The sequence below is a fragment of the Rathayibacter sp. AY1A5 genome, from assembly GCF_002930875.1.
GTDB lineage: Bacteria > Actinomycetota > Actinomycetes > Actinomycetales > Microbacteriaceae > Rathayibacter.
On sequence record NZ_PSTM01000025.1, the window covers coordinates 1 to 17,443 of the forward strand.

Below are 17,443 nucleotides of genomic sequence, written 5' to 3' on the forward strand. Positions count from 1 at the left end.
GGACGGCGCTTGCGCGGCCCGGCCGCCGCCCGGTAGAGGCCTCAGCGGACCTGGATCTCGGTGACCGGGAGGGTCGAGTCGGCCCCGAAGCCGAGCCCCCGGCCCCGCCCGCTCCGCCCTCGGCCGCGTCGCAGCCGTCGGTGCCGCTCGCCGACTCCGCGCCGCCGGCCTACGGGTCGCCGCCGCCTCCGCCCGCGTACCCCTCGGCGCCCGCCTACTCCTCCGCGCCCGCCTACTCCTCCGCGCCCGGCCACCCCGCCGCCTACGCGGGCGCACCGGCGCCCGTCGTCCCCCGCACGCTGAGCCTCGTCGGGATGATCCTCGGCATCGTCGGCCTGGTCATCACGCTCTTCGCCGCCGGCTTCGGCTTCCTGCTGTCGGCTCCGGCCGTCGTGCTCGGCTTCCTCGGACGCCGGCGCGAGCCGGCCGCACGCGGCTTCGCGCTGACCGCGATCATCACCGGGTTCGCCGGCATCGCCGTCTCGCTGATCTACCTGGCGGTCTTCCTCGTCTTCGTCGTGGTCGCCCTCGCCGCCGGCACCTCCGGCTATTGAGCCGGCGCGGGCCGCTCGACGCGCTCTGCGAGCAGCGCGCGGTGGCGCCCGGCGATCCGCGTCAGGATCAGCACCGCGCTGCCGGTGCCGGAGAGGCCCAGCCGCTTGCGGAAGCGGGCGGGGTCGACGTCCACCCCGCGCTTCTTGATCTCGAGCACGCCGATGCCGCGGGTGCGCAGCTCCTTCGCCAGCGTGCGCTCGTCCAGCGGCAGCTCGGCGAGGACCCGGAAGCTGCGGAGGAAGGGCGAGGCGGCCGCATCGTCGCCCGTCAGGTAGGCGATGCCGGGCGAGAGCATCCGCGAGCCGCTGGAGCGCGCGAGCTCGCCCAGGAGGCGCGCGCGGATCGCGGAGCCGTCCGGCTCGTGCACGAACGCGCCGAGGGGGCCGACCTCCTCGTCCTCGCTGTCGCCCGCCGCGGTGAGCTCGGAGGAGCCGGTCGCGCCGAGCAGCAGAGCGGAGCGGCGCACGCCCGGGCGCGCCAGAGAACCGAACCAGAGCCCGGTCTCGACCAGCTCCCCGTCGACCGAGACCCACTGCGCCTCGGCGTCCCGCGGCAGGCGCTCGCGGTCGAAGCCGGGACCCACCTTCACGCCCACGGGACGGTGCTCGGCCAGGCCGAACGCGAAGTCGAGCGAGGGGGAGTAGTCGTCCGGATCGTCGAGCCGGCGGGTCTCGCGGTGGCCGGCCGTGCGGCGTGCCGGGTCCAGGTAGACGGCGTCGAAGCCGTCGAGGTCGAAGGCCTCGGCCGTCGAGTGCACGGCGCTCGCCGCGGGGAACGGGGCGAGGTTGAAGCTGGCCAGGGTCGCGGTGACCTCGTCGGCCTCGACGGCGGTGACCGCCAGGTCGATCGCGGCCATCGCGAGGGCGTCGCCGCCGATCCCGCTGCCGAGGTCGGCGACGCGCGCCGCTCCCGCAGCCGCGAACCGGCCGGCGTGCAGGGCGGCGACGCGCAGCCGCGTCGCCTGCTCGAGTCCCGCGTCCGTGAAGAGCATCGAGCGGGCGAACTCTCCGAACTTCGCCTCCGCCTTCTGCCGGAGCCTCGCTTGGGTGAGCACCGCGGCGACGAGGACGGGGGAGTGGCCGGCGGCCCGGAGGCGTGCCACGGCCCGCACCAGGTCGTCGGACCGGTAGCCGTCGAGGGAGTCGAGGAGCCGGAGGCCCTCGGGGGAGAGGAGCTCGACCAGCTCGTCGCGTCGCATCCGGCCATGGTAGGCCACGGCCTCCCGGCGGGTCCGCCGCTCCGCTTGGCACTCTGATTGCACGAGTGCCAGCGGAGCCCCTACGATGGATCTAGCACTCTCGGAGCGTGTGTGCCAGAACCGCGTTCCGCCCACATCGTCGTCAAGAAAGAGGTCAACCGTGTCGGTGTCCATCAAGCCGCTCGAAGATCGCATCGTCATCAAGCAGGTCGAGGCGGAGCAGGTGACCGCTTCCGGTCTCGTCATCCCCGATACCGCCAAGGAGAAGCCGCAGGAGGGCGAGGTCGTCGCCGTCGGACCCGGTCGCATCGACGACAACGGCAACCGCGTGCCGCTCGACGTCGCCGTCGGCGACAAGGTGATCTACTCCAAGTACGGCGGAACCGAGGTCAAGTTCGGTGGCGAGGACCTGCTGGTCCTCTCCGCTCGCGACGTCCTCGCGGTCGTCGTCCGCTAGGCAGCATCCCTCGGAAGGGCCCGTCGACCTCGGTCGGCGGGCCCTTCCGTCGTTCCCGGTCCTCCTCGCGACCAGTGGCCTGATCCGCCCGCTGCGGGGCCGTCCTCCCACCTCGCGCCTGCGTAGCATCGGGGGAGTGACCAGCTCCCGCACCCCTGCCGAGGCCGTCTCGCCGTCCCCTTCGGACGTGCCCGTCGGCGAAGGAGTGGAGGCGCTCGGAGCGGCGGGACGCCCGGGCGGGATGTCCGGCACGGGGCTGCTGTTCGCGTTCTCGGCCTACCTGCTCTGGGGTGCGATGCCCCTCTACTTCATCGCGATGGCGCCGGCCTCGCCGTTCGAGATCGTCGCGTTCCGGGTGCTCTTCTCGCTCGTCTTCTGCGTGATCCTGCTCACGGTCCTCCGCGGCTGGCGCTCCTTCGGCGCGCTGCTGCGCCGCCCCCGCCTGCTCGGCGTGATGGCGATCGCGGGCGTGCTCATCTACGTCAACTGGCAGGTCTACGTGATCGCCACGACCACGGGCCACGTCATCGAGGCGGCCCTGGGCTACTTCATGAACCCGCTGGTCACGGTGCTGCTGGGCGTCCTGGTGCTGCGCGAGCGCCTCCGGCCCCTGCAGTGGGCCGCGATGGGCGTCAGCGCGGTCGCGGTGCTGGTCATCGCGGTGGGCTACGGATCCTTCCCGTGGATCTCGCTCGCCCTCGCCTTCTCGTTCGGCCTCTACGGCCTGGTGAAGAGCCGCGTCGGCGGCACGGTGGACGCGGTCGGCGGGCTGACGCTCGAGACGCTCTGGCTGACGCCGCTCGCCGTGGTGCAGCTGGCGGTCGTCGGCTCCACGGTGGGGCTGACCCTGACGACGGAGGGGACGGGGCACGCCCTCATCCTCGCCTCGGCCGGGATCGTCACGGCCGTCCCGCTGCTCCTGTTCGCGGGCGCCGCCCGGCGCCTCCCGCTGTCGATCGTCGGCTTCGTGCAGTACCTGACGCCGTTCCTGCAGTTCCTCGTCGGGGCCTTCGTCCTGCACGAGGAGATGCCGCTCGAGCGCTGGATCGGCTTCGCGCTGGTGTGGGCCGCCCTGGCGATCTTCTCAGGCGACCTCGTCGCCGCGGAGCGCAGACGGCGCCGATCCTCCGTCTGATCTGCGGAACGCGTCGTCCTGGCGCGGCGCGACAGCGGAATGGTAACGATCCGGTCGCGAAACGTATTGGTAACACCCCTGTATTGTTCACGGCTGCTTCGAAGGTTAGGTTGGCCGAGCGGTTGCCACCGGCGCCGCTCCCACTGACACACACCTCTCAAGGAGCAACATGGGCGTTTACGCGAAGGCCGGCTCGGCCCGCGCGCGGTCCCTCCGGGCAACCCTCGGCGGCGTCGCCATTCTGGGCGCCAGCGCTCTCGTCCTCGCCGGCTGCGCCGGCGGCGGCGACAGCGGATCGAGCGGCGACAGCGGCTCGGGCGACCTGTCCCTCAAGATCGGCACGATCCTCCCGCAGACCGGCACCCTCGCCGTCCTCGGCCCGCCCGAGATCGCGGGCGTCGACCAGGCGGTCGTCGACATCAACGACGCCAAGGCCGGCATCACGATCGACGTGGAGCAGAAGGACTCGGGCGACACCACGACCGACATCGCGACGCAGTCGGCCACGTCCCTCATCGCCGACAACGTCTCCGCCATCATCGGCGCGGCGTCCTCGGGCGTCTCGAAGACCTTCATCGACCAGGTGACCCAGGCGGGCGTCGTCCAGATCTCGCCGGCCAACACCTCGCCGGACTTCACGACCTACGACGACGACGGCTACTACTGGCGCACCGCTCCCTCGGACGTGCTCCAGGGCCGCATCCTCGGCAACAAGATCCTCGGCGACGGCAAGACCAACGTCTCGATCCTGTACATGAACGACGCGTACGGCACCGGCCTCGAGAAGAACATCAAGGAGACCCTCGAGGCGGGCGGAGCATCCGTCGCGGCCGAGGAGATCTTCGAGCCGGCCTCGACCGACTTCAACTCGGCGCTGACCTCGGTCCTCGCCCCGAACCCCGACGCGCTGGTCGTCATCTCGTTCGACGAGATCAAGACCATCGCGGAGCAGCTCTCGGCCAAGGGCTTCGACTTCTCGAAGCTCTACGGCACGGACGGCAACTACGGCGTCATCGGCGAGTCCGACACCAACGTCGACATCGCCGGCGCCCAGTTCACCAACCCGGGCGTCCAGGCGTCCGAGGACTTCCAGGGCAAGCTGCAGTCGCTCGTCGAGTCGCAGGGCAACGACGCGCTGACCGTGTTCAGCTACGCGCCGGAGTCGTACGACGCCACGGTCCTGACCGCTCTCGCCGCGCTCCAGGGCAAGGCGACGGACGGTGCGACCATCCGCGACAACCTCATGTCGGTCTCGGAGGGCGGCACCAAGTGCACGACCTTCGCCGACTGCGCGAAGCTCATCGCCGACGGCGAGGACGTCGACTACGACGGCCTCTCCGGCCCGATCTCGTTCGACGAGAACGGCGACACCAGCGAGGCCTCGGTCTCGATCTACAAGTACGGCACGGGCAACACCACCTCCTTCGAGGAGACCGTCGAGGGTTCGCTGAACTGACGACGCGGTGACGCGGCTCCTGCCGCATCCCTGAGGGGCTCGGTCTTCGGACCGGGCCCCTCCGCCGTTCCCGGAGCGGAGAGCAGGAGACGCGCCGGTCGTGCGGACGCAGCGAGGCGCGGCGGTCGTCCGGGAGGGTGGCCGCTGTCGGGTGCGGGCGGACGGCTCCGCGGCGTCCAGGGCCCGGCGTGGCGTCGAGGAGCCACCCGGGAGGAGGAGCGGCTCTGACGGCCTGTACGCGCCTCCGAGCGCCTCTCCCGGCCTCGAGGGGGCGCCCTGCCGAACCGCGGGCGGGAGCGACGACGTCGAGCGGGAACGCAGAAGCGCGCGCCCTCCAGTGGGAGGACGCGCGCTCGTGGAGTGCGGAGGGCCTAGGAGGCGCGGAGCAGCTCCGCCTCCTGCGCCAGGCGGTACGTGACGAAGGAACGGCTGTAGTTGCGGCGCTTGCCGCCGGTGGTCTCGGCGATGACGACCTGGGCGTAGACGCCGACGACGCGCCAGCGCTCGTAGTCGCCGATCGCACCGGTGCCGAAGCCGGCTCCGAGTTCCACAGGGGCGGGGGTGTATCTCTTCATGGTCGGCTCCTTCGAGGCGGACGACGCGGCGCTCGAGGCGCTGCGGGGAGGGGAGGAGATCGGCGGCCGATCGCGGTCCCTACCGGGGGAGAGGGGAGCGGGACGTCCCCCTGCAGGGCTGTCCCGTGTACCCAAAACTACGGCAGGCAGGGCGATATCCTGTCCCCCTCGTGGGTGTCGCTGGTGCGGAGAGACTCTCGCTGTCCTGCCCTCGTCCCGCGGACAGGAGACCGAGGGTCTGGCCCGCCGTTCCGCCGACTTCCCGGGGGTTCGGCGGGCATCGCGGAGAGACCGGTGAAGGCCTGTCCGCGCCGGGAGAGCGGCCCCCCCGCCTCCCTTCTGCGGCACCCCGTGCCGGCGCGTCTCCGGGCACCGAGCCGCCTGCCTTCCCGCCCTGCTCTGAGTGGTCTCCGAGCCGCCCGGCGCCCTGCGCGAGCGGCCCCGCCTCCGCCCCGGAGCCGCACCGGCCCCTCGGCCCGCTCGCGCCCGCTCCGCGCCCCGGCAACGACGAAGGGCCCGCCGTCCGGAGACGACGGGCCCTTCGCAGCGGGGGTCAGCCGCCGACGGTCGGGGTGCTCGTGGTGACCTCGTTGGTCGTCGCGAGCGTGCCCAGGTAGAGCTCGATGACCTTCGGATCGTTCATCAGCTCCCGGCCCGCGCCCTCGTAGGCGTCGCGGCCCTGGTCGAGGACGTAGCCGCGGTCGCAGATCTGCAGCGCCCGCCGCGCGTTCTGCTCGACGATCATGATCGAGACGCCCGCGCGGTTGATCCGCTGCACGTTGACGAAGGTCTCGTCCTGCCGCATCGGGGACAGGCCGGCGCTGGGCTCGTCGAGCAGCAGCATCGACGGGTCCATCATCAGAGCCCGCGACATCGCCACCATCTGGCGCTCACCGCCCGAGAGCGACCCCGAGCGCTGCTTGAGCCGCTTGCTGAGCTCCGGGAAGAGCTCGGTGACGAACTCGAGCCGCTCCTTGTACAGCTTCGGCTTCTGGTACATGCCCATCTCGAGGTTCTCCTCGATGGTGAGCGACGGGAAGACGTTGTTGTTCTGCGGCACGAAGCCCACGCCCTTGGACACCAGCTTGTCGGCCTTGAGGCCGGTGATGTCCTCGCCGTTCAGCAGGACGGTGCCCTGGCGGATGTTGACCAGGCCGAACATCGCCTTCAGCAGCGTCGACTTGCCTGCACCGTTCGGGCCGATGATCCCGACGAGCTCGCCGCGCTTCACGTAGACGTTCGAGCCGTTGAGGATGTTGACCCCCGGCACGTAGCCCGCGTGCAGATCGTGCGTCTCGAGGGTGTTCGGAGTCGTCGTGTCGGCGGTCATCTCTCGTCCTTCTCGAATTCGACGGCCGGGGCGTCGGTCGTCGGGGCGACGCTCGTCGACGCGGAGGCCGACGGGGACGCCGTTCCGGCGGCCGGAGCGTCGTGGCCGGGCGTCGGGACGCCGGCCTGCTCCGCCTGCCGCTCCACGTCCTCGCGGACGAGGTCGGAGTCCATCTCCTCGGCGATCTCGAGCTGGCCCTCGATCGTGCCCAGGTCGGTGTCGTGGTGCGCGCCCAGGTACGCGTCGATGACGGCCGGGTCGTTCATCACGGTCGAGGGCGGGCCCTCGGCGACTACCTTGCCCTCGGCCATCACGATCACCCAGTCGGCGATCGTGTTGACCATGTGCATGTCGTGCTCGACGAAGAGCACGGTCATGCCCTCGTCCTTCAGGTTCACGATGTGACCCAGGAGCGACTGCGTCAGCGCCGGGTTCACCCCGGCCATCGGCTCGTCGAGCATGACGAGCTCGGGCTCCGACATCAACGCCCGCGCCATCTCGAGCAGCTTCTTCTGGCCGCCCGACAGGCTCGACGCGTAGTCGTCCCGCTTGGTGTCCAGCTTGAACTTCTCGAGCAGGCGGATCGCGCGCTGCTCGATCGAGTCCTCCTCCTTCGACCACAGCGGGCGGATGAGCGAGGTGAAGATGTTCTCGCCCTTCTGCCCCTTCGCGCCGAGCAGCATGTTCTCGAGCACCGTCATGCCGCCGAGCGCCTTGGTGAGCTGGAACGTGCGCACCATGCCCATCCGCGACACCCGGTAGGCCGGGACGTTGGCGAGGTTCTTGCCCTTGAAGTTCCACTTGCCGGTGTTGGGCTTGTCGAAGCCCGTCAGCAGGTTGAAGAACGTGGTCTTTCCGGCCCCGTTCGGGCCGATCAGGGCGGTGATGGATCCGCGGGGGATCTCGAGGTGCTCGACGTCGACCGCGGTCAGGCCGCCGAAGCGGCGGCTGACGTTGTCGGCGACGACGATGGGGTCCTTCTTCCTGACCCCGGGGACGATTGCTTCCTCGGTGATGTCCGAGACCGGCGTCTTAGGCAAAGTGCAGATCCTTCTTCTTGCCGAAGATCCCCTGGGGTCTGAAGATCACCAGGAGCATGAGGGCTACCCCCACCACGATGAACCGGATGGGTCCGGTCTGCACGGTGGTGAGGCGGATGAGGTCGTTGTTGAGGACCCCGGTGTCGATCCCGAGCGTGAGCAGTCCGTCGGTCAGACCGAGAACGACCCAGAAGATGATCGAGCCGACGACGGGTCCGAAGACCGTCGCGGCGCCGCCCAGCAGCATGATCGTGTAGAGGAAGAACGTGAGCTGGGTGCCGTAGTTGTCGGGCTGGAGCGAGCGGGGGAGGATGAACAGCGCTCCTGCGAGGCCTCCGAGCACGCCGCCCAGGATGAGCGCCTGGATCTTGTACGAGAAGACGTTCTTGCCGAGCGAACGCACGGCGTCCTCGTCCTCGCGGATGCCCTTGATGACGCGGCCCCAGGGGCTGCGCATCAGGAGGAACACCAGGAGGCAGGCCAGGAGCACGAGGCCCCAGCCGACGATCCGCACCCACCACTGGTCCTGGCTGTAGGTGAGGACGCCGATGCCCCAGCGGCCCTCGGGGAGCGGGTTGAGGTCGTTGAACGCCTTCGCCGCGCCGTTGATGCCCTCCGAGCCGCCGGTGATCGCCGAGAACTCGGGGGTCTTGACCGAGAGCCGGATGATCTCCGCCGCCGCGATCGTCACGATCGAGAGGTAGTCGGCCCGCAGCCGGAGCGTCGGGATGCCTAGGATGAGCGCGAAGACGGTCGCCGCGACGATCGTCGCGAGGAAGGAGCCCCAGACGGGCCATTCGAACTTGACCGAGGTGATGGCGAAGGCGTAGCCGCCCACTGCCATGAAGCCGGCCTGTCCGAAGTTGAGCAGCCCCGTGAATCCGAAGTGGATGACCAGGCCGATGGTCGCCAGCGCGTACGCGGCGACAGTGGGATCGACGATCTGCCCGATCGCCAGCCAGATGAAGTTGAGGTTCATGGTGTCCTAGCCGATCCGTTCCTTGCGGCCCAGGATTCCCTGCGGCCTGACCAGGAGGATGATGATCATGAGAACGAGCGGAGCCACGTACTTGAGGTTCTCCGGGATCCAGATCGTCGAGATGTTCATCATCAGTCCGATGATGAGCGAGCCGACCAGCGCGCCGTAGGCGGAGCCGAGTCCGCCGAGCGTGATCGCCGCGAAGATCAGCAGCAGGATCGACGCTCCCGTGTCCCAGCGCAGCGACTGGTAGTAGCCGATGTAGACGCCCGCCAGCGCGGCGAGAGCGCCCGACATCACCCAGACGACGCGGATGACGCGCTCGACGTTGATGCCCGAGGCGGAGGCGAGGGCCCGGTTGTCCGAGACCGCCCGCATCGCCTTGCCGATCTTCGTCTTCGTGAGGACGTAGGCCACGGCGACGATGCAGACGACGCCGACGACGGCGCCGACGATGTCGGTGAACTTCAGGCTGATCCCGAGCTCCGGCACCGTGAAGAACGGAGCGGTGCTGTTGGGGAGCGAGAGGCGGTCGGCTCCGAAGAAGAAGACGAACACGTAGCGCAGGGCCAGCGAGAGGCCGATCGTCACGATCATCAGCGGGATGAGCTGGATGCCCTTCTTCCGCAGCGGCTTCCAGAGCAGCCCGTCCTGGACGAAGCCGAAGGCCCCGCCGAGGATCACCGCGATCGGGATGGCCAGCAGCGCCGGGAGTCCGAAGACCCCGGAGAAGAGGTACGCCATCAGCGCCCCGAAGGTGACCAGCTCGCCGTGGGCGAAGTTGTTCAGGCCGGTCACGCCGTAGATCAGCGAGGCGCCGATCGCCGCGAGGGCGATCAGGAGCCCGAAGATCAGGCCGGTGACGACCTTCGGCCAGAAGATGATCCAGAACGTGTCGGCCGACACCGGCTGGTTCACCGCGTTGGACGTCCCGTCGGGGTTCGTCGCGTCGTTGCCGGTCGTGCCCTCGGTCGCGGGGCTCGTCGGAGCCGCGGAGTCCGTCGGGACCGGGACGGTCGCTGCGGAGCCCTTCGGGTTGGCCGTCGAGACGATGAAGTTCACGATCTGGTTCTGCGAGGCGACGATCTTCACCTGCTTCGGGTTCTGACCCGCGGCGGGGTAGCCCTTGTCGGCGGGCAGGGACTCCTCGTCGACGGTCACCGTGTAGGTGCCCGCGGCGTCGAGGGGGAACGTGGCCCGGCCGTCCTCGCCGGTGGTCACGGTCGCGGAGGCGTCGCCTCCGATCTCGACGGTCACCCCCGTCAGGTTCTCGTTCGTCCCCTGCACGCGGACCCAGGCGATGATCGACTGGTCGGCGGTGGTGGCGGCGAGTGCGGCGGGGGCCGCCGCGGCGATCCCGGTGAGGGTCGCGGCGAGCAGACCCAGGGCCAGGAGCCGGTCTCGGAGCCTCGGGCGTCTCCTATCCACGGGGCGCCTCCCGGTCCGTCGGATGCAGGGTCGTCGAGCGCTGGCGGCGCATCGAACGGCTGGCTGTGAGCAAGACGTCTACCTCTCGTCAGGGTGCACAGACGGATGGGGTCTCCGGGCACGCCCGAATCGCCGTCGTCAAACAACGTTGGTTGACCATACGTTCCGCATGTGTCGGCGGTGTTTCACCGTCCGCACTTACGCGTGACGACATTATGAGGGAGAGGAGAGCGCTCCAGCGCCCATCCGCGGCCCGGCGGCCGCGCCGTCGAGGAATACCGCGAGCCTCCCGGCGCTTAAGATCGAACAACCGTGGCGCTCGTGAGCGGACTCCTCCCGTCCTCTCCGGGCTCCCGCACTCGACCTGCTAAGGGGCATTGATGGACCAGCCGGATCCCTTCGGATTCCTCGGACTCACCTACGACGACGTCATGCTCCTCCCAGGGCACACCGACGTCATACCGAGCGAGGCCGACACGGCCTCCCGTCTCACCAAGCGCGTCAGCGTGGCGACCCCGCTGCTCTCCGCGGCGATGGACACCGTCACCGAGGCGCGCATGGCGATCGCGATGGCCCGCCAGGGCGGCCTCGGCGTCCTGCACCGCAACCTCTCCATCGCCGACCAGGCCGACCAGGTCGACCGGGTGAAGCGGAGCGAGTCGGGCATGGTCTCGAACCCCGTCACCACCACCCCGGACGCCACCGTCGCCCAGGTCGACGACCTCTGCGGCCAGTACCGGATCAGCGGCCTCCCCGTCGTCGACTCCACCGGCGTGCTCGTGGGCATCATCACCAACCGCGACATGCGCTTCGTCTCGCCGTTCGAGAAGGCGACCACGCTCGTCCGCGACGTGATGACCAGCACCGGCCTGGTCACGGGCCGCGTCGGCATCCCCGACAGCGAGGTCATCGCCCTCTTCGCGCAGCACAAGATCGAGAAGCTGCCGCTCGTCGACGCGCAGGGCAAGCTCGCCGGCCTCATCACGGTCAAAGACTTCGACAAGTCGGAGCAGTACCCCAACGCCACGAAGGACGACGAGGGCCGCCTCCGGGTCGGCGCCGCGATCGGCTTCTTCGGCGACGCCTGGCAGCGCGCCACCGCCCTGCTCGACGCGGGCGTCGACGTGATCGTCGTCGACACCGCCAACGGCGACTCCGCCGGCGTGCTCGACATCATCCGCCGCCTGAAGTCCGACTCCGCCTTCGCCGGCGTCGACGTCATCGGCGGCAACGTCGCGACCCGCTCCGGGGCGCAGGCCCTCGTCGACGCGGGCGCCGACGCCATCAAGGTCGGCGTCGGCCCCGGCTCGATCTGCACCACCCGCGTCGTCGCCGGCGTCGGAGTCCCGCAGGTCACCGCGGTCTACGAGGCGTCCCTCGCCGCGCGCGAGTCCGGCGTGCCGGTGATCGCCGACGGCGGCCTCCAGTACTCCGGCGACATCGCCAAGGCGCTCGTCGCCGGCGCCGACACCGTGATGCTCGGCTCGCTCCTCGCGGGCTGCGAGGAGAGCCCCGGCGACCTCGTGTTCCAGAACGGCAAGCAGTTCAAGACCTACCGCGGCATGGGCTCCCTCGGCGCCCTGCAGACCCGCGGCGAGCGGACCTCCTACTCGAAGGACCGCTACTTCCAGTCCGACGTGCCCACCGACGACAAGCTGATCGCCGAGGGCATCGAGGGCCAGGTGCCCTACCGCGGCCCGCTCGCGAACGTGGCGTACCAGCTCGCCGGCGGGCTCCGCCAGTCGATGTTCTACGTCGGAGCGCGCACCATCCCCGAGCTGAAGGAGCGCGGGAAGTTCGTGCGCATCACGGCGGCCGGGCTGAAGGAGTCGCACCCGCACGATGTGCAGATGGTGGTGGAGGCGCCGAACTACCGGCGCTGAGGGGTCTGGTGGGGGCCGGCGGCGGATCGGGATCGCGGCCCCTCTGCCCGATGGGCCTGCGGCCCATACGCCCACCACGCCGGAGGGGCCGCGATCCCGATCCGCCGCCTCCCTCCGGGAGACGAGCACCGGTCCTCGGCTGAGGGGCGGGGGACGCAGCGCGAGCGGCGCGATGCGCCGCCGCGACTGCGGGGGGAGGCTTCCGCCTGTGCCGACGGGGGAGTGGTCGTGCGCCGCGCGCGAGCGCGACGGAGTGGGGACGGGCTTCCCGCCTTGCAGCGAATGGTGGTGGCGGCCGCGCAGGCTTCACCTGTTGGTGGAGTGCGCCCGCTCGCGTCGATCGCGGCCCGGTGAGGAGCCCGGTAGGAGCGGTAGCAGGCGATCCGCTCTCCAGCGGATCGTCGTAGCGCGGACGCGACCCGCTCTTCGGAACGTGACCATCCGCTAGGGCCTACCGCGGGCGAGCGGCGAGCGGGCGGTCGTGAGCCACGGCTGACACCGCTCAGCGGTAACCGGCGATCCGCGTGCGAGCGGATCGGCGTAGCGCGGACGCGTGACGCTCTGCGGAACGCGACCGCCCGCTCGGGCCGACCGCGGGCGAGCGACGAGCGGAGCGAGGAGCGAGCCACAGTAAACTCAGCGTCATGGAGATCGAGATCGGTCGCGCCAAGCGCGCCCGCCGCGCGTACGCCTTCGACGACATCGCCGTCGTCCCGAGCCGCCGGACGCGCGACCCCGAGGTCGTGTCGGTGAAGTGGTCGATCGACGCGTACCAGTTCGCGACGCCGATCCTCGCCGCGCCGATGGACTCGGTGGTGTCGCCGGCGACGGCGATCCGGCTCGGGCATCTGGGGGCGCTGGGCGTCCTCGACCTCGAGGGTCTGTGGACGCGGTACGAGGACCCGGAGCCGTTGCTCGAGGAGATCCGCCGGCTTCCGGCCGAGACCGCGACGCAGCGGATGCAGGAGATCTACTCCGCTCCGATCCGCCCCGAGCTGGTGACCGCGCGCCTGGCCGAGATCCGCGCCGCGGGCGTGACCGTCGCCGGGGCCCTGTCGCCCCAGCGGACCGCGGAGCTGTACCAGACCGTCGTCGACGCCGGGGTCGACGTGTTCGTCATCCGCGGCACGACCGTCTCGGCCGAGCACGTCTCGCGCGACACCGAGCCGCTGAACCTCAAGAAGTTCATCTACGAGCTCGACGTGCCCGTCATCGTCGGCGGCGCCTCCACCTACACCGCGGCCCTGCACCTCATGCGCACGGGCGCCGCGGGCGTCCTCGTCGGGTTCGGCGGCGGTGCCGCCTCCACCACCCGCACGACGCTCGGCATCCAGGCTCCGATGGCGACCGCGGTCGCCGATGTCGCCGGCGCTCGCCGCGACTACCTCGACGAGTCGGGCGGACGCTACGTGCACGTCATCGCGGACGGCGGCCTCGGCACCTCCGGCGACATCGTGAAGGCCGTGGCGGTGGGCGCGGACGCCGTGATGCTCGGCTCGGCGCTGGCCCGCGCGACCGACGCTCCCGGCGGGGGCTGGCACTGGGGCGCGGAGGCGCACCACCCGCAGCTGCCGCGCGGCCGCCGCGTCGAGGTCGGCACCGTCGGCACCCTCGAGCAGGTCCTCTACGGCCCGGCAACCGGCGCCGACGGCACGGCGAATCTCATCGGCGCCCTGCGCCGCTCGATGGCGACGACCGGCTACTCCGACCTCAAGGAGTTCCAGCGGGTCGAGGTCGTCGTCGCGCCGTACCAGCCCAGCTGACGCTCACTGACCGAGGCGATCCTGACCGTCGAGGCCGCCGCGAACAGCGGGCTCCCTCGACGGCCCGGGGGTCCCTGGACGCGGCGGACGCCGGAGCGGGCCGGCCGGACGGGCTGGCGTCGTAGGCCTCGCGCCAGCCCGGCGGACGACGCTGCTGACCCGCGCGCGCGAACCCGGTCTTCCCGGCGCTTGTCGGCGAGAAGCACGTGCTCGGGCGAGCGGCCCCCGAGGAACGCCGGGTCGGTTCGGATCGACGGCGGTCTGCGCGAGATCCGAGACGGCGAGTCCGTCGATCAGTGCGGGTGAGGGCGGACGCGCGCTCCGCGACGCCGTTCCACGTCCGGCTGCCCGGGTCCGTCGCCCCTCGACATGCACGGTCTCCGCAAGAGGCTCGACTAAGGGGAGTCCCGGACCGCCGCCGCCGCCGACTCGCGGAGGACGAAGGGCGCGCTCCAGGTCGCGGCCACGGCGTCGATCCGCGCCTGCTGCCGCTCGTCCGCGGAGGCCCCCGCCCACTCGCCGGTCGGCGCGTACCGCGGCGCAGCCGCACGGACTCGTCCGACCGGCGGCACGCCCCGTCTCGACAGATCCCCACTGCACGCTTCCGCCCCCTTTCCCTCCCTCCGCTCCTCCTGTGGAGACTCCCCCCACCACCTGTGGGCAGCGAGGGAACGCAGGACCGCCGAGCCGGCCGGGAACCGCGGGATCCCTCGACGGGTCGGGGTTCCCTCGGCAGGAGGGCTCCGCACGCGCCTAAGCTGGAAGTCCCGAGTGGGAGCGCCGCACGGCGCGGAGGGAGCACGCATGGTCGAGGTCCGCAGGGTCAAACTGCCCGGTGTCGGCGTTCTGCACACGTTCCTGACGGCCGACGGCGGCAAGGTCGGGGTCATCGCCCACCGCTCCGGCCACAGCGACCTGATCACGTTCGCCGAGGGCGACCAGGACGGCGCCAAGGTGTCCCTCCGCCTGAGCGACGACGAGGCGCACACCCTCGCCGAGCTGCTCGGCGGCACGCAGATCACGGAGTCGCTGACCGCGCTCGACCAGATCCCGGGCCTCTCGATCGACTGGTTCACCGTCGACTACGACGACCACATCGCCGGACAGCAGCTCGGCAAGCCCGCCGACCGAGGGATCGTCGGGCTGACCGTCGTCGCCGTGGTCCGGGGCGACGCCGCCAACCCGGCGCCGGCCCCTGACTTCCGCGTCTTCCCCGGCGACACCCTCGTGGTCGCCGGCAGCCCCGAGAAGGTCGCCAAGGCGTTCGCGTTCTTCCGCACCGGCAGCTTCGCCAAGACGGTCGACGCCCCGCCCGGAGCCTGAGGATGCACCACGGCGAAGACCTCATCGTCCTCGGCGTCCTGTTCGTCGTCGCCTACGTCCTCGGCCGGCTGGGGAGGACGATCGGGCTCCCGGCCATCCCGATCTACATGGTCGTCGGGCTCCTCGCGAGCCCGAACTTCCACCTCTTCCCGCTCGACTTCGAGTCGAGCTACATCGAGCTGACCGCGGTCTTCGGGCTGATACTCCTGCTGTTCAACCTCGGCCTGGAGTTCGACCAGGACGAGTTCTTCGGGAACGCCGGCCGCCTGATCCTCTCCGGCGGCTCCTACATCGCGGTCAACATGGCCGTCGGCCTCGGCTTCGGCTTCGCGCTGGGCTGGGGGAGCCGCGAGGCGCTGATCATCGCCGGCATCACGGCGACGAGCTCGAGCGCGATCGTCACCAAGCTGCTGATCGAGCTCAAGCGCCTGGCGAACCCCGAGACGCCGATGATCCTGGGCGTCACGGTCGTCGAGGACATCTTCATCGCGGTCTACCTGGCGATCGTGTCCGTCGTGCTCTCGGGCGAGACGGAGCCGTGGCCGGTGGTGCTCAAGCTCGTCATCGCGTTCGCGTTCCTCGTGGTGATGTTCGCGATCGCCCGCTGGGGCGGGAAGGTCGTCTCCCGCTTCTTCCGCACCCGCGACGACGAGCTGTTCACGATCCTGTTCTTCGGTCTCGCCATCCTGTTCGGCGGCATCGGCGAGGTCCTCGGAGTGACGGACGCCATCGGCGCGTTCCTGATCGGACTGGTCATCGGAGCGACGCGGTTCCGGTCGAGGGTCGAGCACATCGCGATCCCGCTGCGCGACGTGTTCGGAGCCTTCTTCTTCGTCAACTTCGGTCTCGGACTGGATCCCGGCGCGTTCCCGAGCGTCGTGGTCCCGGTGCTGATCGCCGCGGTGATGACCATCGTCCTGAACCTCGGCGCGGGGCAGTTCGTCGCGTGGCTCAACAAGCTCGGACCGCGCGCGGGCCTGAACGCGGCGTTCATCCTGCACAACCGCGGCGAGTTCGCGCTCATCCTGGCGACGCTCTCGCTCTCGGCGGGGCTCGACGAGCGGATCCAGCCCTTCGCCGGCCTCTACGTGCTGATCATGGCGATCGTCGGGCCGATCCTCGCCTCGCGCTCCGAGAGCATCGGCGCGTTCCTCTCGCGGCGGCGGCACCGCCCGGCACCCGCAGCGGCCACGGCCATGGACGAGGAGGACTTCGCGCTCGTGGAGGCGGCGATGGCCGCGCCCGCCGTCTCCGCGGAGGAGGTTCCCGCTCCTCCGAGGCGCCCCGCGGAGCCGGACGAGCTCGACGACGAGTTCCCCGATCCGATGCGCCAGGCGCTCATCGACCAGGCGATGCAGCAGTCCGACGGCGCCGACGACGCCCGGCCCCGCCGCCCGAGGGAGCCCGACTACTGATCCCACGGAGCTCCCACACTCACGGGTTAGGCTCGATCCGGCCCGCGGGACACCGCACGGATCGAGGGCGGACGAGGGACGAATGACGCAGAGCACGGTCGGGCAGGTGGCCCGGCGCCCGCGCTGGATCGCCGCGCTGGCGCTCGCACTCCTGATCGCCGGGCTCTTCGCCGCGCTCGGGCAGTGGCAGGTCGGCCGCGCGGTCGAAGCCGCCGCGCCCGACTCCGGAGTGTCGGAGACGACGCTCCCGCTCGCCGAGGTCGCGACCCCCTCCCGCTCGATCACGGCGACCGCTGACGGACAGCGCGTGGAGGGCTCGTCCGTCTTCGTGCCGGGCGGTGCCGAGATCCTCGGCGGCCGCCTGAACGGCGAGCAGCCGGGCTGGTGGGTCATCGCCCGCACCCGCACCGCCGACGCCGACCTGGTGCTCGCCTACGGCTGGACGCAGGACGAGGCGCAGGCGCAGTTCGTCGCGGACGCGCTCAACAGCGGGAGCGAGCAGGCGCCCTCCTCCTTCACCGGCCGCCTCGTGGCCAACGAGGCGGCGGAGGCGCCGGCGGACGGCCTGGACCCCGCCACCCTCACCGCGCTCTCCGTCCCCGCGCTGATCAACCGCTGGCCGGACCCGCCGCAGGACGTCTACCAGGGCTACGTCGTCGTCGACGAGCCGGTCGCCGGACTCGGGGCCATCGACTCCCCGGCGCGCGTGAGCGACGTCTCGCTGAACTGGCTCAACGTCTTCTACGCGATCGAGTGGGTCGTCTTCGCCGGCTTCGCCCTCTACCTCTGGTTCCGCCTCGTCAAGGACGCGTGGGAGCGCGAGGCCGAGGAGGCGCTCGACGCCGAGGAGCGCGCCCGCGCCGACCTGGGCGACCGGGCCGAGGCCCCCGCCCCCGCACCGTAAAC

The 17,443-nt window shown here is 70.9% G+C and carries 15 protein-coding genes; 9 read left to right on the top strand and 6 right to left on the bottom strand.

What is annotated here, in order from left to right:
- The first annotated feature begins 140 nt into the window (after positions 1-140).
- Complete coding sequence (locus C5B98_RS14535) at positions 141-554, top strand: hypothetical protein (protein ID WP_104327982.1); 414 nt, start codon at positions 141-143, stop codon at positions 552-554.
- Here the strand turns inward: C5B98_RS14535 and C5B98_RS14540 are convergent.
- Complete coding sequence (locus C5B98_RS14540) at positions 548-1,753, bottom strand: SAM-dependent methyltransferase (RefSeq protein WP_104251055.1); 1,206 nt, start codon at positions 1,751-1,753, stop codon at positions 548-550. The two genes, C5B98_RS14535 and C5B98_RS14540, sit on opposite strands and share 7 nt — an antisense overlap.
- Positions 1,754-1,913: 160 nt before the next feature.
- Between C5B98_RS14540 and groES the strand changes: the two genes are divergently transcribed.
- The 3 genes from groES (at position 1,914) to C5B98_RS14555 (ending at position 4,801) form a co-directional block, all read left to right on the top strand.
- A complete protein-coding gene (gene groES, locus C5B98_RS14545; RefSeq protein ID WP_097167691.1) occupies positions 1,914-2,210 on the top strand; it encodes a co-chaperone GroES in 297 nt (98 codons plus the stop codon).
- 241 nt (positions 2,211-2,451) lie between these two features.
- The gene (gene rarD, locus C5B98_RS14550) at positions 2,452-3,345 is read left to right on the top strand and encodes an EamA family transporter RarD (RefSeq protein ID WP_104224726.1); all 894 of its coding nucleotides are present in this window, start codon (positions 2,452-2,454) and stop codon (positions 3,343-3,345) included.
- Positions 3,346-3,514: 169 nt separating this feature from the next.
- Positions 3,515-4,801, top strand: coding sequence for an ABC transporter substrate-binding protein (locus C5B98_RS14555; RefSeq protein WP_104234163.1), 1,287 nt, complete (start codon positions 3,515-3,517; stop codon positions 4,799-4,801).
- A 371-nt stretch (positions 4,802-5,172) separates the two neighbouring features.
- Here the strand turns inward: C5B98_RS14555 and C5B98_RS14560 are convergent, their stop codons facing one another.
- The 5 genes from C5B98_RS14560 to C5B98_RS14580 all read right to left on the bottom strand — a co-directional run bounded on the left by C5B98_RS14560 (position 5,173) and on the right by C5B98_RS14580 (position 10,153).
- Positions 5,173-5,376 (bottom strand): hypothetical protein, encoded by a 204-nt coding sequence (locus C5B98_RS14560; protein WP_146076626.1) that lies wholly within the window; start codon positions 5,374-5,376, stop codon positions 5,173-5,175.
- Positions 5,377-5,929: 553 nt separating this feature from the next.
- The gene (locus tag C5B98_RS14565; RefSeq protein WP_104224729.1) at positions 5,930-6,706 is read right to left on the bottom strand and encodes an ABC transporter ATP-binding protein; all 777 of its coding nucleotides are present in this window, start codon (positions 6,704-6,706) and stop codon (positions 5,930-5,932) included.
- Entirely contained in the window at positions 6,703-7,746 is a 1,044-nt protein-coding gene (locus C5B98_RS14570) for an ABC transporter ATP-binding protein (RefSeq protein ID WP_104327983.1), read from the bottom strand. The genes C5B98_RS14565 and C5B98_RS14570 overlap by 4 nt, the downstream gene beginning before the upstream one ends.
- Positions 7,739-8,725, bottom strand: a complete 987-nt coding sequence (locus C5B98_RS14575; protein WP_104224731.1) for a branched-chain amino acid ABC transporter permease — start codon at positions 8,723-8,725, stop codon at positions 7,739-7,741. Before C5B98_RS14575 ends, C5B98_RS14570 begins: the two co-directional genes overlap by 8 nt.
- A 6-nt stretch (positions 8,726-8,731) precedes the next feature.
- Positions 8,732-10,153, bottom strand: a complete 1,422-nt coding sequence (locus C5B98_RS14580; protein WP_104327984.1) for a branched-chain amino acid ABC transporter permease — start codon at positions 10,151-10,153, stop codon at positions 8,732-8,734.
- A gap of 380 nt (positions 10,154-10,533) precedes the next feature.
- On the opposite strand from C5B98_RS14580, the gene guaB reads away from it, so the two are divergent.
- The 5 genes from guaB (at position 10,534) to C5B98_RS14605 (ending at position 17,441) form a co-directional block, all read left to right on the top strand.
- Positions 10,534-12,036 (top strand): IMP dehydrogenase, encoded by a 1,503-nt coding sequence (gene guaB / locus C5B98_RS14585; protein WP_104327985.1) that lies wholly within the window; start codon positions 10,534-10,536, stop codon positions 12,034-12,036.
- Positions 12,037-12,680: 644 nt separating this feature from the next.
- Positions 12,681-13,799, top strand: a complete 1,119-nt coding sequence (locus C5B98_RS14590) for a GuaB3 family IMP dehydrogenase-related protein (RefSeq protein WP_104224734.1) — start codon at positions 12,681-12,683, stop codon at positions 13,797-13,799.
- Between the two features lie 804 nt (positions 13,800-14,603).
- On the top strand, positions 14,604-15,122 hold the full coding sequence (locus C5B98_RS14595) for a cation:proton antiporter regulatory subunit (RefSeq protein WP_068256939.1): 519 nt from the start codon (positions 14,604-14,606) through the stop codon (positions 15,120-15,122).
- Positions 15,123-15,124: 2 nt separating this feature from the next.
- Positions 15,125-16,537, top strand: coding sequence for a cation:proton antiporter (locus C5B98_RS14600; RefSeq protein ID WP_104224735.1), 1,413 nt, complete (start codon positions 15,125-15,127; stop codon positions 16,535-16,537).
- 82 nt (positions 16,538-16,619) lie between these two features.
- A complete protein-coding gene (locus C5B98_RS14605; protein ID WP_104327986.1) occupies positions 16,620-17,441 on the top strand; it encodes an SURF1 family cytochrome oxidase biogenesis protein in 822 nt (273 codons plus the stop codon).
- Positions 17,442-17,443: the final 2 nt, after the last annotated feature.